The 21,579-nt window shown below is 58.2% G+C and carries 23 protein-coding genes and 1 tRNA gene; 9 read left to right on the plus strand and 15 right to left on the minus strand.

All coding sequences use genetic code 11. The annotated features are described in order from the left end of the window. Nucleotides 1–157: 157 nt before the first annotated feature. The 10 genes from IT585_09840 to IT585_09885 form a co-directional block, all read right to left on the minus strand. On the minus strand, nucleotides 158–637 hold the full coding sequence (locus IT585_09840; GenBank protein ID MCC6963540.1) for a ferritin family protein: 480 nt from the start codon (nucleotides 635–637) through the stop codon (nucleotides 158–160). A 214-nt stretch (nucleotides 638–851) separates the two neighbouring features. Continuing rightward, nucleotides 852–1,484: a YceI family protein gene (locus IT585_09845; GenBank protein ID MCC6963541.1), complete on the minus strand. Its 633-nt coding sequence runs from the start codon at nucleotides 1,482–1,484 to the stop codon at nucleotides 852–854. Nucleotides 1,485–1,497: 13 nt separating this feature from the next. Next, complete coding sequence (locus tag IT585_09850) at nucleotides 1,498–1,953, minus strand: hypothetical protein (GenBank protein ID MCC6963542.1); 456 nt, start codon at nucleotides 1,951–1,953, stop codon at nucleotides 1,498–1,500. Nucleotides 1,954–1,963: 10 nt separating this feature from the next. Beyond that, nucleotides 1,964–3,007, minus strand: coding sequence for a hypothetical protein (locus tag IT585_09855; GenBank protein ID MCC6963543.1), 1,044 nt, complete (start codon nucleotides 3,005–3,007; stop codon nucleotides 1,964–1,966). 160 nt (nucleotides 3,008–3,167) lie between these two features. Next, the gene (locus tag IT585_09860) at nucleotides 3,168–3,563 is read right to left on the minus strand and encodes a response regulator (protein ID MCC6963544.1); all 396 of its coding nucleotides are present in this window, start codon (nucleotides 3,561–3,563) and stop codon (nucleotides 3,168–3,170) included. A gap of 28 nt (nucleotides 3,564–3,591) precedes the next feature. Continuing rightward, nucleotides 3,592–5,127 carry an HD-GYP domain-containing protein gene (locus IT585_09865; GenBank protein ID MCC6963545.1) on the minus strand — a complete coding sequence of 512 codons (1,536 nt, stop codon included), beginning with the start codon at nucleotides 5,125–5,127 and terminating at the stop codon, nucleotides 3,592–3,594. After that, the gene (locus IT585_09870) at nucleotides 5,048–6,790 is read right to left on the minus strand and encodes a HEAT repeat domain-containing protein (protein MCC6963546.1); all 1,743 of its coding nucleotides are present in this window, start codon (nucleotides 6,788–6,790) and stop codon (nucleotides 5,048–5,050) included. The genes IT585_09865 and IT585_09870 overlap by 80 nt, the downstream gene beginning before the upstream one ends. Nucleotides 6,791–6,928: 138 nt before the next feature. Beyond that, nucleotides 6,929–7,840: an N-acetylmuramic acid 6-phosphate etherase gene (gene murQ, locus IT585_09875; GenBank protein ID MCC6963547.1), complete on the minus strand. Its 912-nt coding sequence runs from the start codon at nucleotides 7,838–7,840 to the stop codon at nucleotides 6,929–6,931. A gap of 2 nt (nucleotides 7,841–7,842) precedes the next feature. Beyond that, nucleotides 7,843–8,631, minus strand: coding sequence for a hypothetical protein (locus tag IT585_09880; protein ID MCC6963548.1), 789 nt, complete (start codon nucleotides 8,629–8,631; stop codon nucleotides 7,843–7,845). A 128-nt stretch (nucleotides 8,632–8,759) separates the two neighbouring features. Then, nucleotides 8,760–9,434, minus strand: a complete 675-nt coding sequence (locus IT585_09885; protein MCC6963549.1) for a hypothetical protein — start codon at nucleotides 9,432–9,434, stop codon at nucleotides 8,760–8,762. Nucleotides 9,435–9,580: 146 nt separating this feature from the next. Between IT585_09885 and IT585_09890 the strand changes: the two genes are divergently transcribed. The 6 genes from IT585_09890 to tsaD all read left to right on the plus strand — a co-directional run bounded on the left by IT585_09890 (nucleotide 9,581) and on the right by tsaD (nucleotide 16,213). Further along, on the plus strand, nucleotides 9,581–10,771 hold the full coding sequence (locus IT585_09890; protein MCC6963550.1) for an amidohydrolase: 1,191 nt from the start codon (nucleotides 9,581–9,583) through the stop codon (nucleotides 10,769–10,771). Nucleotides 10,772–10,793: 22 nt separating this feature from the next. Beyond that, nucleotides 10,794–12,251, plus strand: a complete 1,458-nt coding sequence (locus IT585_09895; GenBank protein MCC6963551.1) for a hypothetical protein — start codon at nucleotides 10,794–10,796, stop codon at nucleotides 12,249–12,251. A gap of 205 nt (nucleotides 12,252–12,456) precedes the next feature. Further along, nucleotides 12,457–13,986 (plus strand): VCBS repeat-containing protein, encoded by a 1,530-nt coding sequence (locus IT585_09900; GenBank protein ID MCC6963552.1) that lies wholly within the window; start codon nucleotides 12,457–12,459, stop codon nucleotides 13,984–13,986. An 88-nt stretch (nucleotides 13,987–14,074) separates the two neighbouring features. Continuing rightward, a complete protein-coding gene (locus IT585_09905) occupies nucleotides 14,075–14,266 on the plus strand; it encodes a hypothetical protein (protein MCC6963553.1) in 192 nt (63 codons plus the stop codon). 25 nt (nucleotides 14,267–14,291) lie between these two features. Continuing rightward, complete coding sequence (locus IT585_09910; GenBank protein ID MCC6963554.1) at nucleotides 14,292–15,215, plus strand: YbbR-like domain-containing protein; 924 nt, start codon at nucleotides 14,292–14,294, stop codon at nucleotides 15,213–15,215. Beyond that, complete coding sequence (gene tsaD, locus IT585_09915; GenBank protein ID MCC6963555.1) at nucleotides 15,212–16,213, plus strand: tRNA (adenosine(37)-N6)-threonylcarbamoyltransferase complex transferase subunit TsaD; 1,002 nt, start codon at nucleotides 15,212–15,214, stop codon at nucleotides 16,211–16,213. Before IT585_09910 ends, tsaD begins: the two co-directional genes overlap by 4 nt. A 193-nt stretch (nucleotides 16,214–16,406) precedes the next feature. Here tsaD and IT585_09920 read toward each other — a convergent pair. Continuing rightward, nucleotides 16,407–16,480: transfer RNA gene (locus tag IT585_09920), tRNA-Arg, on the minus strand. Nucleotides 16,481–16,889: 409 nt separating this feature from the next. Between IT585_09920 and IT585_09925 the strand changes: the two genes are divergently transcribed. Both IT585_09925 and IT585_09930 read left to right on the plus strand, forming a co-directional pair. Continuing rightward, nucleotides 16,890–17,150, plus strand: coding sequence for a hypothetical protein (locus IT585_09925; protein MCC6963556.1), 261 nt, complete (start codon nucleotides 16,890–16,892; stop codon nucleotides 17,148–17,150). Between the two features lie 245 nt (nucleotides 17,151–17,395). Then, a complete protein-coding gene (locus IT585_09930; GenBank protein MCC6963557.1) occupies nucleotides 17,396–18,511 on the plus strand; it encodes a hypothetical protein in 1,116 nt (371 codons plus the stop codon). A gap of 27 nt (nucleotides 18,512–18,538) precedes the next feature. On the opposite strand, the gene IT585_09935 is transcribed toward IT585_09930, so the two are convergent. From IT585_09935 to IT585_09945, 3 genes are all read right to left on the minus strand, one after another. Next, the gene (locus IT585_09935; GenBank protein MCC6963558.1) at nucleotides 18,539–19,021 is read right to left on the minus strand and encodes a hypothetical protein; all 483 of its coding nucleotides are present in this window, start codon (nucleotides 19,019–19,021) and stop codon (nucleotides 18,539–18,541) included. A gap of 254 nt (nucleotides 19,022–19,275) precedes the next feature. Then, nucleotides 19,276–19,599: a hypothetical protein gene (locus IT585_09940; GenBank protein ID MCC6963559.1), complete on the minus strand. Its 324-nt coding sequence runs from the start codon at nucleotides 19,597–19,599 to the stop codon at nucleotides 19,276–19,278. 13 nt (nucleotides 19,600–19,612) lie between these two features. Continuing rightward, nucleotides 19,613–19,861, minus strand: a complete 249-nt coding sequence (locus IT585_09945; GenBank protein MCC6963560.1) for a hypothetical protein — start codon at nucleotides 19,859–19,861, stop codon at nucleotides 19,613–19,615. A 228-nt stretch (nucleotides 19,862–20,089) separates the two neighbouring features. Here IT585_09945 and IT585_09950 point away from each other — a divergent pair, with 228 nt between their 5' ends. Next, nucleotides 20,090–20,929 (plus strand): hypothetical protein, encoded by an 840-nt coding sequence (locus IT585_09950; protein ID MCC6963561.1) that lies wholly within the window; start codon nucleotides 20,090–20,092, stop codon nucleotides 20,927–20,929. A gap of 17 nt (nucleotides 20,930–20,946) precedes the next feature. On the opposite strand, the gene IT585_09955 is transcribed toward IT585_09950, so the two are convergent. Beyond that, nucleotides 20,947–21,579 (minus strand): SDR family NAD(P)-dependent oxidoreductase (locus IT585_09955; GenBank protein ID MCC6963562.1); only part of this gene is annotated, 633 nt, incomplete at its 5' end.

Consider the following 21,579-nt stretch of genomic DNA (forward strand, 5'->3'; position numbering starts at 1 on the left):
CCGGGGGCGTATGAATAAATCGGCTCGTTGGTCGGGTGAGCCATACGGTAGTTACCCATGGTTATTCCTCCTGGATGATTTCATCGTAGCGTAGTCTTCCGACAAAACAGGGGCATATGCCTTGATACGCCCCTGCTGGATGCCGTCGTGAGCGGTTCTAGTTCTGGGAGATGTTGCTCCACTCGGCGTCATCGAGCCAGCTTTTGGGTTGATGCAGAAACTCAAGGACATGCTCAATGAGAACCACGTGCTTATGCTCCTCATCAGCTAAGAGGCCGAACGCCCGCTTAACTTCAGGGACCTTCTCTTCTTTGGACTTGTCGCGATAGAACTTTTCGGTTTCCCGTTCGATGTCCTGTGCCTTGTTCCAGGCCGCAATGACATCGTCGCCGAATTTCGCGTCAGCTTCGCCTCGGGGCAGTTGCTCGAAGATCGTCTTGGCGCTGGCGAGAATTTGGGTGCCCAGCTCCGACATAGCTTTGGCTTCCTGGATTTCCCCGTCGCGCAGGCGCTTGAAGATTTCGTAGTGCTTGATTTCGTCGCCGGCGAGTTGTAGCCAGATCTTGCGAAGGGCCGGGTGTTTGGTGCGCGAAGCTTCGCTTTCATAAAAATGTTGGCCGTCTTTTTCCATCTTCATCGCGAATTCGAAGACGTTCATAGAAACTCCTTATTCAGAACGGGCAAACTGCCCAATTGTCTGCAACCAGCTGGGCCCGCCCTAACGGCGGACAGATTGCTCACAATATATCCAAAAGAGGAGTGCCGATCAACGATTTCGGGGAAAAATACGGAGTCACCGGTCAATGAAAAACGGCGACAGCGCAGCTAACCAGTGGAGCTGGAAAGGGATCCTATAGCTCGACCTTGGGATTGGCCGGCGAAGCGACGAAAGTGACCGTGATATCCAGAGTTTCGGCCAGCTTCAGGAATAACGCTTTCGGGCGCGGCACGCCGTAGTCATCGAGCTTGATCGGGAATCTGGCGGTCACCGCCAGCATTGGTTTCCCGTCCGCGCCCGTAGTCACGGTCGCTGTTGCTTTGGCTTTGATGGCCTTTGTGACCCCGTGAACCGTGAACTGGCCGGAAACCTCGATCGGAAATGAGGTGCCGGGCGTCATAACAGCGGGCAGCCCGACGACCGACTGCAGTTCGAATTCGACAAAGGGGTACTCGTTGGTCTGCAGGTGCCGCTCGCGCATGTGTTCATCGCGTAGATCAATGCCGGTCTTGAGTGAGGCGGCATCGACGCGCAGCTTGCCCGATACAGGGAAGGCGGGATTGGCCGGGACGAAGTCCAGATAGCCAACAATACTGTGGGTGGTGCCTTCGATGAATTCGAGTTTTGCCTGCGACTCGAAGCGCACCGTGTCGGATTCCGGCGCACCGGCGACATAGAAGCGCTCGGCGCGAAGTTGCAGCGGCGCGGCAAAGACAATAATCGTGGCCAGCAAGGCCGGCATGAGCAGGCGCAAGCGCGTCTTCATTATTCCTCCCATCTTAATTGTCATTGGCGCCCTCGTCGATCCACGTGCGAATCAGCGTTTGCTGGTCAGAGGCGAGCGAATCGCTAAACTGCGGCATGCGGAACTGCAGGCCGATCTCGCGATAGCGGGGGCTGATCGCAATGTAGAGAGCGCTGGATGAAGCATCGCCGGGAATAACCACGCGTCCATGCAGCGAACTGACCCGCATGATATCGGCGTAGGTGGATACTTTAAAGTCGTGCTGGGGATTGATGTCGCCGTGGCAGCTGTTGAATGCGCAGGAGTTGAGCAGAATCGGATGAACATCATCCTTGAATGAAACCGTCAGCAGCGGCGGCGGATTATTGCTGCCGTCGTCAACCACGCGGCCATGATCGACGCAGGAGTTGATCACAAGCACGAGCGATGACAGGAGTGCGCAAGTAGTCAGCAGCAACGGTGGTGCAGAGCGAACAAAGCGAGGAAGCATGATTACGGCCTCAATACGTCACATGAAACTGAATGAAGTAGTCGACTTGATTCTTGCGCGGTCCGGCGCCGATGATCGTCGCTGCTGGGCGGACTTCCACGAACGGAATCGGGAAGCACTCGATCGAGAGCCGCCAGAACTCGTTGGTGCCGGACTTGACGTGCCAGTCGGGGTCGTGGAAATTGTATTCGGCGAGGACGTGCAAGCCATACATGATGCGCGCGGCCAGCTGACCGTAAGCGGTACGTTGCTCGTTGCCCTTGCCGACGGCGCCGACTTCACCCAGCGCGGTCAGGCGGCCATAGGAGAGTCCGCCGAAGGCAGATTTGGCGATGGGGTTGAACCGATAACCGTCCGGCAATTCTTCCGACTGCCGCCACGACACGCCGGTCAGAAACCCCACCGGTCCAACTGCGCCGGCGCGGAAAGAATGGAACGTCAGTACTCGCTGACCTTCCTGAGCATAGAATTCCAGTGTAATATTGGAGCCGTTGAGGAAATTGCCGCCAATGGACAGGCCATCCACGGTCAATTCCGGCGCCAGTAGAGGAACGGTGCGCACATAAGCGTTATGGTCGGGATCGCGCAGGCCGAAGGCCGGGTAGAAGCGGCCGGCCTTGATCCAGTAGTGTTCATCTTTGAATTTGAGCAGCAGATAGCTGTCGCGGACATTGCTCTGGCCGAGCGTCAGATTGTACGAGACGTGTTTCAGCAGTTCGACAGCGAGATACAGGTCAGCCTGCATTTGCAGAGTGCGGCCGGACTCGATGTACAAGGCGCGGTAATCCAGGCCGAACGTCACATTGTCGGAGAGGCGCGGACGCAGTTTGTTCGGTCCGAGCCACTCCTTGGTGGCCTGCAAGCAGCGCTCGTTATAGGCAACGGCAAAATTGCCGAACTCGTTGCGCATGCCGCCGCCGTTGGGGTTGATGTGGCACGAGACACACGGGGTCGCATGCTCGGCCGCCAAACGCGGCAGGCTGTAGAGGGAGATCGAAGTCAAAACGACGGCTACGGCGGCAATAACCAGCAGCAGCCGAAACTGCAAACGCATAGTACCTCGCATCGAGATAAGAATCGCCGACCGGCGATCCGGTTACTTGTATTCAGAGACGAAAGCGGTCGATAATCGTACAACCGCGAGGAGGATATTCCGGTAAATTCCGGAGAATGTCAATCGAAGATTGTCAGAGCTGTCGGGTAGGGACGGAACTTCAAACGCCGGTGTCCAAGCCGGCTTCCAGCAAGCGGGCGAATTCGACTGGAGTCAGCGGCTTGAGCGCAACGGCGATGATGCCGTGGCGGCCCAGATCGAGCCCGCGGAGCGCGGTATCGTCGCCGGTACAGAGAATGATCGGCATTGCGGGGTAGGCAGAGTGAACCTGTGCCGCCAGCTCGATACCGGACGTTTGCGGCATTTTATAGTCAGCAATCAAGAGGTCGAACGGCCGCGGCGCTTCGTGCATCACTCGCAGCGCTTCCGCCGCCGAGTGGGCGACCGCCGAATTATAATTGAGTCGCCGCAACTGAGTTTCCAGAAGACGGGTGATCACTTCCTCGTCATCGACGACCATGACCCAGGGTCGATCGGGAAAAGTTTGTTTGGTCATACAGCCCTCGAGTAGATGGGAGATTCACTCATTGAAAGGATTGCAGGATGTAGTGCGAGAGGTTCACCGGCAACTCTTGCGGTTCGATGGCCCGCACGATCGAGCGGTAATAGTTGCCGACCTCATCGCGCTGGCTGAGATCTACCTCTTCGGCGATTTCGTAAAGCTGAAACATATCCCCGATGATCTTGACCCGCGGCCGGAACAGATCGTGGCGGCTGCGGCCGATCGCCATTGCCAGCCGGCCGTCGTCGAGCAGCAACAGCGTCCCCGGCGGATAGAGCGAGACGGTGCTGATAAAGGCTTTGAGCAGCGTCGGCTCGAATTTGGTGCCGGCCTGCTCCAACATCTTGCGCAACACGTGCTCCGGCGAGACGGCGTCTTTGCGGTAGACGCGTCCCGAGGTCAAAGCGTCAAAGACGTCGCAAATTGCGACGATCTTGCTGTAGAGATTCAGCCGCCGTTGGAATTTGACGTAGGGGTAGCCGCTGCCGTCGAGGTTGAAGTGGTGTTCAAAGGCCACCAGGATTGCCCGGCAGGAGTTCTCGTCGAACGGCATGGTCTTGGCGATGGCGAGCACGCCGTAGGTCGGGTGTTTGCGGACCAAATCCCACTCCGCTTCGTCAAACTCGGTTGGCTTGTTGAGGATTTGCAGGGGCAAGCGCGTCTTGCCGATGTCGTGAAAGAGCGCAGCGAACCCGAGGTTGGCCAATTCCGTCTTATTGAGCTTGATGCTGTTGCCGAGGCAGATCGCATACACACAGACGTTGGTTGAGTGCTTGAAGGTGTACTCATCATGAGCCTGTAGCGCTGTCAGTTCGAGCAGGTAGGCGTCGTCGGAAATAACCTGGTCGACCAGCGAATGGATGACTCGCGAGGTGCGCGTCAAGTCCACCGAACGATTCGCGCCAATGGCCGAAACCACGGACTTAAGATTGCTGATCGCGGAAAAGAAGGCTTTCTTGGCGAACAACCGGCGCTGGCGACTCTGGTCGGCCTGCTCAAGCGACTCCACCATGGGAGGCAGGACTTCGACGAATTCCACACCCGCTTGTTGCCAGCGGCGCAACATTTCGTCGTAACTGTTGACGCCGTCGGCTTCCGCTGCAAGGAGCAGCTTCACCACCTGCCGCAGCCCTTCCGACGTGAAGCCAATATCGAACATGAAGCCGGAGATTCCCAGTTTGCGGAAAAACTCGATCAAATAGACGGCATTCGACTCCAGATCATACTCGGTCCGCAGGCGCACGCCGCAATAGAACAGGTAGTCAGACTGCAGCTGTAACGTCAGATCGCCCAACTGACGGAAATGATCCTGGATCAGGTCGTTCGTGAGCACCAACTGCAGCCTGTAGTTATTGTTATCCGGGTCGTAGATGCGGCACGTCTTAAGAAAGATGCAGAACTGATTGATGAAGTTCTGGCCCAGCAACGAGCATTCCCGTTCCTCGGTCGAGGCAAAGCGTGGAGCGATGATTTGCTCGTCACTCATGACGGCCCCCCAGGCGGCTGTGAAGTTGTTTAAGTGCCCGACGCGCGGCGACGGCAATATTGGTGCGGGCATCCTCACTCAGCCGTTCCAACGCGCCCGGCGTGATGGCGGCATCGGAGAATTGCAGCGCGTGGATCGCGGCCTCCTGCAAGCGTTGCAGCCGCGCTTTCCCGAACAGCCCGCTGCGGCCGGCCAGTTCGACGCAGTAGTTGGCCGCTTCGTCACCGCCGCAGCGGACGAACGCCTCCAGAAATTGCCGTTGATCGGCTGACGTGAAATCAAAAAACTCCTTGCTGCGCACGTACTGGCCCAGCGCCTTGAAAGCGGCGGTGGAGCGATTGAGGCCGAGTTCATTCAGCGCCATGGCGCGCACCCGCTCGACCGGATCCTGCAGCAGCGCCTGCAGCACACCGGCGCCGGGTTCACCACCGATCTTGGCAGCGGCTTTGACGACTTCGGCGCGCACGCGGTTATCGGTGTGTTTGGCGGCTTTTTGCAGATAACTGATAGCCCGTTCGCTTTTCATTTCGCCCAGGACCCAGACGACATTGCGGACCACAAACCAGCGGCTGTCAAAGACCGCGCCGCCCAGGATGTCGAGTTTCTCCGCGCCCCGGAACGCGAGCAAGTCACAGACCATCTTGCGCGCCGGATAGTGGGACAGCTCACCCAGCATCCAGATCAGACTGTTGAGCGATTCCCAGCCGAGCAGGCTGAGATAGCGTCGGACCGGCTCCAGCTCGATCTCCTCGACACGATTCAGTGCCGTGGCAATCATTTTCAGGCGCACGCTGTCGCCGCAGCGCTGTTCGAACTCCACCAGGCGTTTGCGCGCCGCCGGGGAGTCGATCTGTTGCGAGGCATTCAGGCTGCGCACGTGCTCAAGGATCGCGATGAGGATCTCAAACTTGGTGTCGTCGATGAGCCGGTCAAAGGCCGCTTGCAGTGATTCCGTAGTCAGCCGCAAGTCCTGAATGTTGTCGGACTCGGCACACAGCTGTAGCAGGAGTTGTACGACTTCCGTCTTGAGATCCTTACCCCGATCTTCTTCCAGCAGCTGGGCCAGCTTATGCTGTTCCGGCTCCGAGAAGTGCGTAATATCGCCGTAGGCCTGCACGAGGAAGTTCCGGTGCTGTTCGGCCTGGACCTGTGCTTCCGGGCCGGGTTGCGGCCAATTTAATGTTCGTACCGGCTCGACGGCTGCGGCTGCGGTCTTGGGCGCGGACGCCTCCTCACCAAGATCGAGGGCAACTTCGGCTAACTCGCCCGGCTCGAACGTATCGACGACTTCGCAGTGAATGTTGACCAAACCCGCCTGCCAGAACAGATTCACGATATCGGTGCGGGACATTTCGGTGCTCGAACAGACGACGAAGGCGTCGAAGAACGATTCAATCTCCGCTTCCGTTACATTCGGGCGAATTTCCAGGCTGCGGATACCATCCCGGTGCAACAAGTGCGCGATATTGTCGATGCCGACGGCGCCGCGGTATATCGTCTCGCCGTCAACATCGATGGCGTCAAAGCTCACTTGGACGGCCAGGCGGTCGGCGAGCTCAAAGTAGGAACGCAGTTGCTCACGGAAGGCCTGCTTGAATTGGCACGGGATGGGATGCTGCGGCGGATACTGGCGGCTCGCTTTGATGCCGCGCATCAGCCCCAGGAAGAGGTCACGCAAGGCGGCGACTTCTCCCACCGAATAAGCATAGCGGTGGTACTGATGGAGGTTCTCCAAACGCAGTCCTTTCAGGGTCTTATAACGGTTGGATCGTCAAAGCCGGCGGCCGGCTTTAGCGGTGATGGCATCGACAAGAGTCACCGTCCGCCAACACCGCGGTTGGTGGTGGGCAAGGGTCGATTACCTTGATCATGTTTACTTTTGAAGCAGTTGGGCGAGCCTGCCGTCGGCGGCCTTCAGGCGCCGGCGCGCCGATGCGTAGTCAAGATCGAGCAGTCTCATCGCCAGTGCCGTCTTGACCTCGCCGCGGGCGCTGCGCAGCAATCGGCCGGATTCGGCGTAGGAAATTCCCAGCAATTCGACCAGAATTCGTCGCGACCGTTCCACCAGCTTGGCCGAGGTCGCACGCAAATCAACCATCAGGTTGCCGTAGCACTTGCCGATCTGCACCATGGCGGTCGTGGAGATCATGTTCAGGATCAGCTTGCAGGCCGTGCCCGCTTTCATCCGGGTTGACCCGGTCAACACTTCCGGTCCTACGACCGGAGTAATCCAGAAATCAACGAAGTCCGGTCGCTCGTTGGCAGCGTTGCAGACGATGAACGCGGTCGTCGCTCCCGCCTTCTTGGCCTCCGCCAGGACAGTCAGTGGATAAGGGGTCCGGCCGGAAGCGGCGATGCCGATCACGGTATCGCGGCTGGTGAGGCGCTTAGCGCGAATGTCGGCGCGAGCCGCGGAGACGTCGTCTTCAACTCCTTCGCGCGAGCGCACCAGCGTCTGCCGCCCTCCGGCGATGATGCCAGACACCAATCGTGGCGGCACGCCAAAAGTCGGCGGGCACTCAGCGGCGTCAAGCACGCCGAGTCGACCGGAGGTGCCGGCACCCGCATAAATCAGCCGGCCGCCGGAGCGGAAGGACTTCACGACGCTCTCGACGACGGGCGAAATTTGCGGGATAATTCGGGCGACAGCCAAGGGGACCAGTTTGTCCTGAGAATTGATCAGGCGCAGCACTTGAACCGTCGACAGTCGGTCCAGACGCCGTGAGTGCGGATTGCGCGATTCAGTTGTCAGCGAACGCAGGTGATCGAAAAGTCGACGGCCCATTCCTAAATACCGGCGACCGCAGTAATAACCTTGTGCGGTGAAATGTACAGCGCCCCAATCTGTCCGGTGACACCGACGCGGTCAATATTGGGAACAAAAACGCCGGCAGGAATCGCAAACGGCAGAGCCGGAATCGAAAACGGTTCCGCGACACGGGCGACGACCCAGACATTGTAGTTGCCGGTCTGGTAATCGCCTTGAGTTGTCCGGAAGGCGTCACGAGAAATCGTCCCCGGTTGGCCGGAGAAGAGACCGAATTCGCCGCTGGCCGGGTTGGCCGAACTTGCTGGCTTGGTCACGACAAAGTACCCGCCCGGGTAGCCGCGAAAATTCGAAGCGTTCCAGCGAACGTTGACGACGTTGGTCGCCGCAAAGACCTGGTTGCCGGGTAACTGGTCGAAGTCAAAGCTGAAGCTGTCCGGCACAGCAATCAGATACTTAAACTGAAATTGATCGATCGGCGTCGAAATCTCGATTTCGGAGGTATCCGCCAGCAAGTCAGGATCGAGCGTAGCCGTGTAAGTTCCATTCGCGTTGGATTGGACTGACTGCCCGTCGACTTTCAGGATCGCGGAAATGTACGGTGCGTCGTCTTTGGCAAGCTCGAAGTACACGTTGACGAGACCGGTCTCGCCGTTGTGTGCCAGGACGCCGTTGATGACCCAATTGCTCTTGGGGTTACCATCGGTGCTGGTATCGCCGCAAGAGATCAGGCAGGTGGCGGATGCGAGTGCGAGCAGCCCGATCAAGATCAGGCCGGATGCAGGATTATGGAATAGATTCTTCGACATAAGACTCAACTCGGTTAGGCGTTAACTATGACCCCATTATCCGTTTATCGTCACCGTCTGCGCCAAACTGAAACATGAAAACCATTCGCCGCCCGGGCTGGCAACAAAAAACATGGTGGCTGACGGCGCTACGGTCCGGCTGTCGGAAGATGGACGCCGTTGATGATCGCTTCGTCCAATCCGATGTCGCCGTTGTAGATCAGGCCGATACCGCGGGCGTAATACTCTGAATAGGCAGCGTCGTCGTCCAGCGTCGTGCCGTTTTTGAAATAGATCCGGGTTTTCGAGATATAGTCGAGTTGGATGCAGCTGTCGAGTTCGACCAGATTAATGGTGCGCTTGACGTAGCCGCCGAAAGTCAGGGTGCCGGAGATTCGAAATGAATCGGCATCCGAGACGAATCCTTCCGCGACCAGGCCAAGGGAGCTGAACTGGTGCGGTTCGTTCTTGACGAGATTCAGCGGAATGTCGAGCGGCGGATCGAGCCACATGAATCCTTCAAGCAGGTGAACGGCAAACCGCTGGGAATTGACTGTCCAGGCTTGGTCCGTCTCCCCGCCCTTGAGCACGCGCTTGCAGACGACGCCGTCGATGGTCGTATCGCCGTCAACCTGGTAAATGAAATTGCCGGAATTGTAATACCAGATGTCGCCGTCATGCATCGGAAAGTAGGACTCACCGTTGACGATCTGCACCGGTTTAGTCGGCGGAACGCTCTTGTCGTTGCAGCCGGCGGCGAGCCAGAGCAATGCCACTCCGGCAGTTGAAAACAAGGGAAGCGAGAATGGGGACCAGCGATTCATCAAGAATTCCTCAAGAGAGTTGTCGTTTACTGCCAGATTATCGTCATCTCTATTGAACAGACCACAAATTCATTAGTTTCACAATATCTGGGAAGTGCTATCTTGACGTAGCGCGAAGTGAACTAAGGGAGTATATTACGGGATACATGGACAAGTCGCTGTCAGACAAAGTCATCAGCCTGACCAGTCGGCACTTCCGCGGCGCCGTGGGGTTGCGCCGGGCGTTGCATCGGATACCGGAGACCGCCTGGACCGAGTTCAAGACTTCCGCGCTTTTGCGCCGAGAATTAAAGCGGCTTAGAATTCCATTTCGCAGTATCGCCGGTACCGGCATCCTCGCTGAAATCCGCAACGGCAGGGGGCGCTGCGTTGCAATCCGTACCGACATCGACGGTCTGCCGATTACGGAGCAGACCGACTATTCCTTCAAGTCGCTCCATGCTGGCCGAATGCATGCCTGCGGACATGATATGCACATGGCCACCGTCACGACGACAGCCGCCGTCCTCATGCAACTGCGCAGAGAGTACCGCGGCATCATCAAATTGATTTATCAACCGGCCGAGGAGTCGCCGCCCGGGGGTGCCCAGGCTCTGGTAAGAGAAGGCGTGCTTGAAAACCCGAAAGTTGACATGATCTTCGGGCTGCACGTCGACCCGCACCGGCGCGCCGGACGTGTCGGCATTCGTCCCGGCACCATGTGCGCCGGAACGCTGGATTTTGACATTACGATTCGCGGGACGGGCGGCCATGGAGCCTATCCGCATCTGACTCACGATCCGATCGCCGCGGCGGCGCAGGTTATCGCCGGACTGCAGACAATTGTGGCACGAGAAGTGAGTCCCTTTGAACCCGCAGTCGTCACCGTGGGTAAGATTGAAAGCGGGACTGCGCGGAATGTCATACCTGATATCTGCCGGGTGGAAGGAACAGCCCGGTCATTAACGGAGAAACACTTGCGATTCCTTGCGCGCCGAATCGAGGCGATCACGGTGAAAACCTGCAGAGCCCATAACTGCGTGGCCGATCTCACATTCACCTGGGGTTATCCGCCCCTGGTGAATGCCGACGAGACAAATCGCGTTCTGCGCGCTGCCGCTCAGAGTCTTTATGGTGCGAGCATCCTGAGTCCGGTGCGCACACCCTCGATGGGCGGCGAAGATTTCGCACATTACGTCAACGCGGTTCCCGGCGCAAAGTTCTGGCTCGGCGTGAGGAATGAGGCTATCGGCGCGACCTACGGGCTGCATCACCCTTCATTCAAGGCTGACGAAACGGCCATGAAGACCGGAATCTCCGTGTTGGCAAAGGCGGCACTTGACGTCCTTAACGCATAGATTCGGCTTGCTGGCGGTCCTGGTGTTCGTGACTGCGGCGGGACTGCACGCGCAACGGATTTACCGCTTCTATCAGCCCGGTGACTGGGTGAGTTTTACAAATTCGCGCTTCGTCACGGGGATCGCGCGCGGTTTCAACACCATCTACTTCGCTACTACGGGTGGTATTCTGCGCTACGACAAGATCAACGAGCGCTGGCTCGACCCGATCACGGTTTCGGACGGCCTGCCCGACAATCGCATCCGCCGATTCGCCGTCGACCGAATGACCGACGAGATCTGGGTGGATACACCGGTCGGCGCGAGCTACTACAATCCGACGTTTGAGGATTGGTCAACTGTGATCAATTTCCCGGTGGAGAAAGTCCAGCCGACGGCGTTTACGGCGGTCGATATGCCGCAGCTCTTCACGCCGCCCGGCTATTCGTTTTTTGTGCCGAATATCCTGACTGATCGCAACCTCCTCGAATATCGGATCACCCAGATGCTCCGCGATGACAACAACCTCGCCTGGATGGGCGTCTGGGGACTGGGGCCGGCTCTGGCAGACTTGACAATCAGCAATCTCGAGATCATGCCGCAAGGACCGTATGACGACGATGTGGCGGATCTCGACATCGACGCCAACGAAATGTGGTTCCTCGGCGGCGGGCAGGGTTTGCCGGGAACGATCAGCTACTACGACCGCGACGACGACCACTGGGAGTACTTTGATGCCCGCCGCGACCGCGGTATAATCTCCGACCAGTTCTACACCGTGACGCATGATCGCAAATCGGTGTGGATTGGCACCGAACTCGGCCTGGTGCGGATGGATCGACGCGCGCACACCTTCCAGTCGTATTCGCCGTTTGATGGTCTCTCGGGTGAACGGGTGACGGCGTTGCACTCGATCAAGAATAACCTGCTGATCGGAACGAACGAAGGAATTACGATCTTTGACTATGTTCGCGACACGCTCTATGCTGCCAATACCGATCTGACGGCGCGATTGACGGTGTTTGATTTCGACCAGCGTGACTCGACCATTTTCGCCGCAACTGATATCGGCGTCCTGTCGCTGACCTGGGGCGGCAGCACCTGGAAACGGATGCTGTTCGACGCGCCGTACCTGCGCGCCCCGGTGTACGACATTCAGGTCGTGGATTCTCTGCTCTTTACCGTCGGCGATGATGGCGTCGTGATTGTCAACCTGAATGACTACAGCTACACGGTCCACGACCGCGCGACGGTATTTCGTAATGCGACGCTGACGACGCTGTTGGTGGATGAGGGCATAATCTGGGTCGGAGGGCGTGATGGTCTGTATCGATTCAACGCCGCGAAGGGAAGCTGGTATCGCTACACGACCAGCGACGGACTGATCTCGCTCGAGGTCCGAAGTCTGGCGGCTGACGGCGACTACATCTGGATCGGTACTGATCGCGGCGCCACCCGCTTCTTCTGGAAGAATTTCGACCGCAGCGACTGGTTGCAGTAGTAATAGTTGATTGACAATGTGCAGTGTTCTCTTTATCTGCTTACGACGGAGGGGTGCGGCCTGAGTTGTGGTTGTTCTTTTAGGCAACTTGAAGCGGCTCAAGTCAGTAGATAGGGACATGGGGTAGCCGGGAGCAACGGGCTGCCCGGCAGAGAGCGGGATCAAAAGCCAGATAATGACGGTGCGACATCTCCATAGAATAATAATGTTTGGGCCCTCGCATTGGGGTGTTGCCGCCTGCAGTGCGCCATTCGTCAAGTCGGGTTGGCTGCGCACGTTCGTAGCCGTTGCAGTACTACTGTCGGTCGTCGCATGCGGCAGTGCTGTGGCCGCCGATCCGGACATCTTTGTCGCCCAAAGTCTCTCGCCTGAAGGAAAGGTGATATTATCGCGACCGCTCCAGTTTGACGGAGTCGGCTCGTGCGAGCTGATGGTCTTGACCCGCGAGCAGGCGCGGGGGCGCCGGCTGCTGCTCTTTCATGAGGCTTCCGCGCGCAGTTTCGAGCCGACGCCGGCGCTCGCCGTGGACGTTCCACGGTCAGTGTTTGCCGTCGAGACCATCGACATCGATAATGACCGTCGCGACGAAATCGTGCTTCTGGGCCTGGAGTCGATTCACGTCATCGATTTTGACGACGGGGGCTTTGCCGCGCCGATCAAGGAGGCTGCCCGGTTCGACCGGCTGTTTGCCGTGCCGCCGCCGGAATTCGTGGCGGACTATAGCTTCATGTTTGACTTGAATTCAGACCGGATGCTCGAGGCGGTCGTTCCCTGCTGGGATGGGATCCGCGTACTCAAGAAGGATCGCACGGGCTACACGTTGGTAAAGTCAATCACGGTGGAGCACCGTTGCGCCGGGCTGATGACCGGAAATCTGTTAAGCGAACCGGGCACGGGCGATTTCGCGGTGAGTCTGCCAACGATTGCCGTCCAGGACCTGAACACTGATCGCACCAACGACATCTTGGTGGCCTCCGGCAGCGGTTTGTCGGTTTGCCACCAGGTCGGGGACATGCAATTCGATAGCGTACCGAACCAGGTCCTCGAGGTCAGGGCCGTGTTCCTTGAGAACCTGCGGTTCACCTCGTGGGGGCTGGCCGACCTCAACAATGACAAGGTGATCGATTACTGCCGTGTTTTCACTCAAGGGAAACAGGACGAGTTCAAGACCATCCTGGAGATCTTCCTGGGCAATGCGCAGTCCGGCTATCCGCAGCGGCCATCGAAACGCATCGTGCTTGATCAGTATGGTGTCGGCATGGCTGTCGCCGATCTCGACGGCGATGGCGCGGCCTCGGTCATCCTGGCGACGGTCGGGGTCAGTCCCACCAGCCTGGTGAAATCGCTGTTGATGAAGCGCATGCCGGTTGAGTTGAACATCTATGAGGCCGACGGCGGCGTCTTCGCTGAACAGGCGAAGTTCACCAAGAAGATCAATTGCGCCATCGACTTCTTCGGCAACGGGCTCCCGACGAAATACATTGGCTGCCTCGACGGCGATCTTGACCACGATCGTATCAACGACCTGGTCAGCATCAGCGATGATGACGAACTCGAAGTTTACCGCGGCAGCAAGAACCCGCACTTTTCCGACAAGCCGGTGGCAACGCGGGCGGCGCAACGTCTCTATTCGGTTGATGCCCACGATCTGAATCTCGACGGCAAAGCCGACCTGATCATGCTCGGCTGGGATGAAGACGGGCGCGACCAGGTGACGCTCCTGTGGTCAAAGTGATCTTTTGATTGACAGATTTCGTCCGAGATCATACTTTCTCCTGCGACCACGGTAATGCAATCGTAACTCGCTCAAGGAGTGTGGTGTGGTGGAAAATCAACTTCCGGATTGCCTCAGATGCAAGACCGGCAAGCTCTTGCCTCTGTCCGACTATGGCCGCGATGGCGCCGCGATCCGTTACAAGGCGTGGGCTTGCTCGAATCCGGAATGCGGCTTCAATATCCGCATCGATAACGGCGAGATCTCGTTCGGCAAGACGATCGTGCCGTCGAATAAGTAGTGCGGCTGCCCGCGCGTGAGGATCCATGCGCTTCAATCCGCTTCATAATCTGCCGCTCAAAATCGGGGCTGTGTTGTTGGCGATACTCCTGTGGGTGCACGTCGCCACCAATAAGGCCTATGAATACCAGATCGAGATGCCGATTCAGATCGTCAACGTCCCGGTTGGCCTGATCCAGACGAACGCTCTCCCCCAAACGGCCGTAGTACGTGTCAAGACCTCCGGGAAGCAACTCTTTGCGCTGGATGCCCGTCACCCCAAGTTGCGAATCAGCGCGGCTGAGTACCGCGAAGGTACTTTCGAGCGCGAGCTGATCGACGGTGATGCGGTGGCAGCTTTCGACCAGGTTTACGAAAATGTCGCGGTGATTTCCCCGCGCAAACTGGTCCTGCACTTTGAGCGGCAGGCCGAACGGAACCTCCTGGTCAGAAGCAAGGTCCACCTGCAGCCGGCTGCGGGGTACCTGATTGTCGGTCGGCCGAAGCTGGAGCCGGAGATGATCAGTGTGAGCGGCCCGGCGTCGGTGTTGCGGTCGCTGCAAAGCTTGGAGACCGAGACCGGCGAACTGGGCGGCCTGACGGCGACCACCACCCAGCTCGTGCGGCTGGTCATTCCGGATTCACTTCGTCTATCGCTGGCCGATTCCGCTGTCCAGATCACGGTCGCCGTTGAACCGATGCTGGAACGGCCGCTGCTGGGGCTCGCCGTCCGGCCGCCGCGCGGCTTTGATGCCGGAAACTACGGCTTTGCACCGGCAACCATTTCAATCCGCGTCGGGGCGCCGCAATCGACCGCCGATCAAGTGTCTGCGCGCAATGTGACCGTCAGCTTTGCACCGCCCGACTACGACGCCGACTCGATGCGCGTGCCGCTCGAGTTCAAGTTGCCGCCAGATATGGTGCATCTCGGGGGCACCGTCGATTCTGTCCTGGTTTACCGCAAGCGATGAGAATTCTGGGCATCGAAACATCGTGCGACGAAACGGCCTTCGCCGTTGTGGACTCACGTTCTCAGGTGTTGGCCGAAGCCGTTTACTCCCAGGTCGAGCACGCCGAGTTTGGCGGCATCGTTCCGGAAATCGCCTCACGCCAGCAGCTGCGCAAGATCATTCCGGTCTTCGAGACTTGTCAGAGAAAGTACCCGGTGACTCCCGACACGATTGACGGCATCGCAGTTACCTGCGGCCCCGGGCTGATCGGTTCGCTGATGGTCGGATTGAATTTTGGCAAGGCCCTGGCGTACGGCTGGAATCTGCCTCTGATCGGTGTCAATCACCTGGAGGGTCACATCTTCGCCAACCGGTTGGCTGTACCGGCGCTCCAGCCGCCGTTCCTGACGCTGATCGTCTCCGGCGGGCATACCCTCCTGGTGAAAGTGGAGGATTGGTGCCGGTACTCAATTCTCGGCTCGACGCGGGATGATGCTGCCGGAGAAGCTTTCGACAAGGTCGCCAAATTGCTGGGACTCGGTTATCCGGGCGGCCACAAGATCGACAAGCTGGCGCGCGAAGGTGATCGTGACTTCCATCGCTTTCCCAAGTCGCAGTTCAAAGCGGGCGAGTACCAGTTTTCGTTTTCTGGTCTGAAGACGGCTGTGGCGGTCTATCTCAAGGACAAGTCGGCGGAATTCCGCAACAGCCACTTGAGCGACATCTGTGCCGCCTTCCAGGAGCGAGTCATTGAGATGCTGGTGATGCCGACCATCACGGCAGCGCGTGATCTCGATATCAGGACGATCGCCGTCAGCGGCGGGGTCGCAGCCAATTCACGCCTGCGGGAGGCGTTTGGCGAACAAGGGCGCCTGCACGGGCTACGAGTGATTTTTCCCGAATTCCGTTACTGCACCGACAATGCCGCTATGATCGCCGCTGCCGGCTGTTTTCGCCTGGATCGCGGTGAGCGGGCGACGCTTGATTTGACTGCCGTACCGTACTTACCGCTGATCTAAGTCCGTCTTCCCCCTCCCCCAACCATTTCGCCACATTGGCCTGTTGGTTGCGCCAGCCGGCATCCGGGGCGTTGTGCACTACTGATCTAGGTGAGGGGACGGGAAGATTCATAGTAAGGGCGAGCCATGCCAAAATGAAGATCTACCCGGGATGTCATGCGCTGTGGTGGGGAAGCAAGCCAAGATAACAAAATACGCCCAGGAGGATTTGAACCCCCAACCTTCTGATCCGTAGTCAGACGCTCTATCCAGTTGAGCTATGGGCGCATTGCTGGCAGAGATTAAACGAGCGGCGGCGCGATTGTCAAGGGATTTTCTCGCGCCCGGCACCGGTCCCTGCTGTTGGAACGGGCCCGTTCGGCTGTTCGTTGGGGAGAACTGTCGTGCCGCCGTGGGGGAGCTACCAGGTTGACCTGAGTTTTTCCACTGGGCTCAATTCGAATCCGAGACAGATTTCTGTGCCGGGGGATCAACTTCCGGACGACGAGTGCACGTTCGATGACAGACTTGCGGTGATGGCGCGTGCGATGTCGACTGGCGCGAAAAGTTTTTTGTTGGCGTGACGAAGAATTTTCCGCCGTCACGCAAAAAAAGTTTTCGGCGATGGCGACGATCGCTCGTGCCTGCGCAGCTTGCCGCAGTCTACGTTTACGTGCATTTTTACAGGGTGAAAACGATGTCCATGATTCGCCTTGCCGCTGCGGCTCGGGTCGTGCCGGTGATGCGCACGCAGATATTTTCGGAAATGTTAAAAGTTTTTGTTGATTTGATGTTGCTGCAAGTCGAATCTATCCCTCGCAACATGAGAAACGAAGCGAACAGAGAGATTGAAGAAGCGATCAACATAAACGCGAGTAATATCGCAAGTACGCCTGCGGCGCTCTTCGTCGTGAGCGTGCTCAGGCAGCAACCCCTAACCTCAAGAAGGGACCTATGAAGAAAACAGCAGCCAAGAAGACGGCTAAGAAGACTGCCAAGAAGCCGGCTAAGAAGGCTACGAAGAAGTCAACCAAGAAGTAATTGTAGCTTCTGGTAACACACAGGCGATCGCGCCTGTGGAGACAAGTTCGTTGCAACCCGCGTCCGAAAGAGCGCGGGTTGTTTTTTGACCACCGATCGCTTAGCTTACCTCCCGAACATGGTGGTTTTGTCCGAAGGGATGGCTTTCTGCTCACCACGACGATGCTCAAGACGGTTACCGACTTCTCCGCCGGCCGGCGGTTGGTCGCGATTCTGAATTCCCGCCAGTCGAAGCGACCCTGTGGAAGCGACGACTGGGTGAAAGCTACAACGCGGGCCGTGGAGATGCTGCTGTCCGAAGGAGTCGTCTTCCTGACCTCGACCGGCTTGAGTACCTGGGAGCTGGCCGTCCATCTGGTGAATACTCGGGGCGGCTCACAGGTGATCGTGTTTGATCCGGGCATTGACCCGGACACAATCGTCAAGTCGTTCCAACTCGATCGCAGCCGCTGTAGCCTGGTGCAGTCCGGCCCAACGGCGGAGCGTGACTCGACCTCGACCGCCCATTACCGCGACGAAGCAATAGCCTGGCTTGCTGACCAACTGATTCCGATATCAGTTCGCAGCGGTGGGTTCCTCGAAGAGGTGATCAAGAAGAGTTGCTGCGCCGGCAAAGCCGTCGACACCCGGTTTCGGGTTCCTTATTGCGCTGGGTTTGATCGCCCCGACTATGATTTTCAGTCCCAACGTCTCAATTCGGCTCTCGATGGCGAGCACTGGACACTCCTCACGCACTGGACGCGTTCACACCATGGTCCGCTGCCGGAGGAAACCGCATTCGAGTTCTATCACGATCTGCTGACAAGGGAGCGTTACCCGCGATCGGCGCTCGACATCTTATTGATGATACTCAGGTCGGGGCGCATTCGGGGCAGCAGTCGCTTCATCCGCGGCGGGTTTCCGGTAGTGTCGCTGACGGCGCGAACACCGCAAGAGGCAGTCCAGCTGATGCGATGGCGACGGCGGTATACCTACTACAATTTCGAGCCTTATGGAATCGCAATTGGCCGGGGGGCCACTCAAGCACTCTCCTGTCGGCCGGCGATCTACGGGAGCGACGAACTTTATGAGCGACTCGCGCCGTCGGAGCGCCCCTTCTTCCAGAAAGCCGGCTCTACCGTCGCGGACTGGACGCCGGAAGCCGAGTGGCGCGTCATCGGAGAACTCCGGCTGACCGAATTGCCGCCAGAGGAGGTCAGGGTCATTGTCTACCGGCAGCAGGAAATCGCCGCAATAGAGGATACTTGTGCATTCCGGGTTGATGCCATGACGATCTGAGACTGCGGACGGCCGAGCCGCGGCGGCTTACTTTTCGTGAATGCTGGGCTTCTGGTACTTGGCGGGATCTTTCGGCATGAGCGGAGAGCTTTGCTGGTATTCCGACTTGCCGACTTGCTGATTGTAGATGCGCATGCGCACGGTGAAGTCCTGGCAGGACTGGCAACGACTCAGGTTCTTCGCTTTGTCCTTGGGGACGCGGCGCGTCTTCATGTGATTGGGGGCGAAAATCTGCTTACCGACGATCTCGTAACCCTGCGAATGATCGCGGTCGTTGATCCACTTGACCCCCTGGACGACGCGGGTATTCGAGTCGTCGTAGATCGTCACCCCGGGGCACTCGATCACGGCGAAATCTTTGGCGTCCTGATAGTCCTTGGAGGCCGAATTGAAGAAGCCATAGAACTCGCCGTACTTCTCGTTGCAGGGAAGGCAAAGGTACACGCCTTTGTACTCCCGCATCGGCCGGCCGCAGATGTGGCAGTGTTGTGGCCGCATGTTGGCGTCCATACGACGCTTATCCCCGTTTTCGGCTCGCGGCAATGTGCACGGATGGCGGCAGATTGAGGAAGCGGCAGCTGTCACCGACGATCTCAATCCGGCATGTCCGGCAGCGCAACGCGCCGTTGATCTTGGTCAGGCGGGCATTGCACAGCGGGCACGTGGTTCTTTTACGGCGACGAAACGGTTTCATCTTGTTATCCCTGTCCAGCCTTCTGCCCCCAAACGTCCGACCTTCGCGATCTTTCTGCGCCTGAAACGTGCTATCCCCTGAACAGCAGCAGCACGGCAAACACCGCCGTTGCCACCGGCAGGATGTGGAGGAACGGAAACGGCAGCAGCCAGGCCCCCAGCAGTGCGACCGCCGTCGCCGGCAGTGCAACACAGCGCACGATGTCAAAGGAGAGTTTGACCATCCGCCAGATCAGCATGAGCGTCAATGCGGCCACCGTCAGGTAGATGGCCAGAGTCACCGCCAACCCGCACTCCGCCAGCAACTGCCGGTGAATGTCGACGACGGCGACGCCCGCATTTCGGCTGATTTCCCCGCCGAACTGGATCAGATGCGCCTTGACTGCCTGAAACACCGAGCAACCTCCCTCATTCGCTCATGGCGTTCTCGTCCCGGATGCTGCTTTCATCCAGCGGTTCGATGGTCAACGATGACTCGCCGACCCGCTGCAAGCCGATCATGCGGCGCGTCAGGAAGTTTTGGGAGGTGATCCACTTTTGCGACAGATCCAGGACTTCTTCCTGCTCGACTTCGCTGATCCAGTCGATGACCACTTCGTCGTAATGCAGGTCATCCACGGTCAGATCATCCATCGTCAGCGTGAATTTCACCTTCATCGAACTTCCTCCTTCGCCCATCGGCTCACGAGAAGTCTTTGCAGGAACTCTGCCATCTTTCGGGGAAGATCGAATCGGGGCTTATACCGTTGGCGGCGTTGTGGTTCAGTCCCGCTCCAGCATGAAACACCCCGCTGGAGGGCGGAATCCGCTGGAAAAGTGAGGGGAGGCGCCTATATCGTAGGGAGAAACTCCTTAAGCGGCAGACGGATATCGCGTATCACGATTATGCAGCGGCAGTGGCGCAATCTCTACAAACGCGACGACCTGTTCTTCTGTCCGCAGCGTCTGCACAAGCACCACGAGCGGGGCACCTCGGCGTGGCACATTCTCAAGAATAAGGGCTGTTTCCCCCAGGGATGTTTCAGTTTCCGCTGGCGCTGCCGCAAATTCGACGACGGCCACGTCTGTCCGCGCAAGAAGAAGCATGTCGGCAAAGATTGCTTCTCCTGCCCGTTCTTTTATGACCTCAAAGAGGCCTATCAACCGGAGTTGCGCGTGGAGGCGGCCGAGTACGATGCCTTCACTCGCGAACTGGCCGACTTTGAAGACTGGTTGGAGACAATTCTTGGCAAACGCATCGAAGTCCGCGGCGAAGTGGCCTCCATTAATCCGTTACTGGTGAATCATGGCAACAACGGCTCGCTCCGGATCGCCGGGCAGGGAGTGCTGCTCTATTTTCGCGAAGGGATCTTCGGCTACGACCAATTCCTTGACCCCTTCTATGCGCGGCTGTCGTTTGACGTCTATCGACGATCGGAGGTAGCGGTCGGCGATGAGATCGATATGAAGGGGGAACTGCAAATTGACCGCGGCCGGTTTGTCTTTCGACGCGTCGGGGGAATCGAGAAGATTCATGATGCCGGCAATCGACCGGTGCCGACTCAGACGTTTCGTGAGGCCAAGTTCACCGGCACGATGATCGACGGGCAGCCGGCCAAGTGCATGCGCTGTCCGCACGGACTGCTGATCGACTCCGTTAACGGCGACGGTCGTTCACAGCCGCGGCGGCTGATGTACTGCACCAAGGGAGTAGCCGATTACCGGTTCTGCCCCTACAATGTTTGATCGACGCGGTAGCGACCTCAGTCTTTGAAGTCTTTCCGCTCAGTCTTGGCGACTTCGGTGGCCAACGGATAGACCTGAATCTCCGGAATCTGCGCATACGGTGGGGCATCGGCGACATCGCCGATCAGTCGCGCGACGTCGGCGGTTTCGAGCAGCTGATACCGCTTCGGATCGGAATTTGAGATAGTCTCTCCCGCAGAGTTCATGTTGTTGGGGAATATGGAGGTCACTCGCACTTTGAACGGCCGCAGCTCCAATCGCAGGCAGTCGGCCAATCCGTGTAGTCCAAACTTGGAGGCACAGTAGCCGGCGCAGTTGGCCTGTCCGACTTTGCCGCCGACGGAATTGATGAAGACCACTTGCCCCTGCGACTCTTTGAGCATGCCGATCATGGCCTGCGTCACCAGAAACGCCGATTTCAGATTGACGTTGATAATTCGATCCCAGGAGGCTTCGTCAAATTCCTCGACCGAGCCCATCAGGAACATTCCCGCATTATTTACCAATAGGTCGAGCCGACCAAAGGTTTCGCGGCAGACCTTGGCGATCTCCGCGGCGGTGGCCGGGATCGTCAGATCTCCGGGAATATACTTGTAAGCAGGCTTGTCGGTGAGAATGCGCAGGGCCGCCGGCGTCAATTGCCGGTCCAG

Source organism: Candidatus Zixiibacteriota bacterium (assembly GCA_020853795.1).
Classification (GTDB): Bacteria; Zixibacteria; MSB-5A5; order CAIYYT01; family CAIYYT01; genus JADJGC01.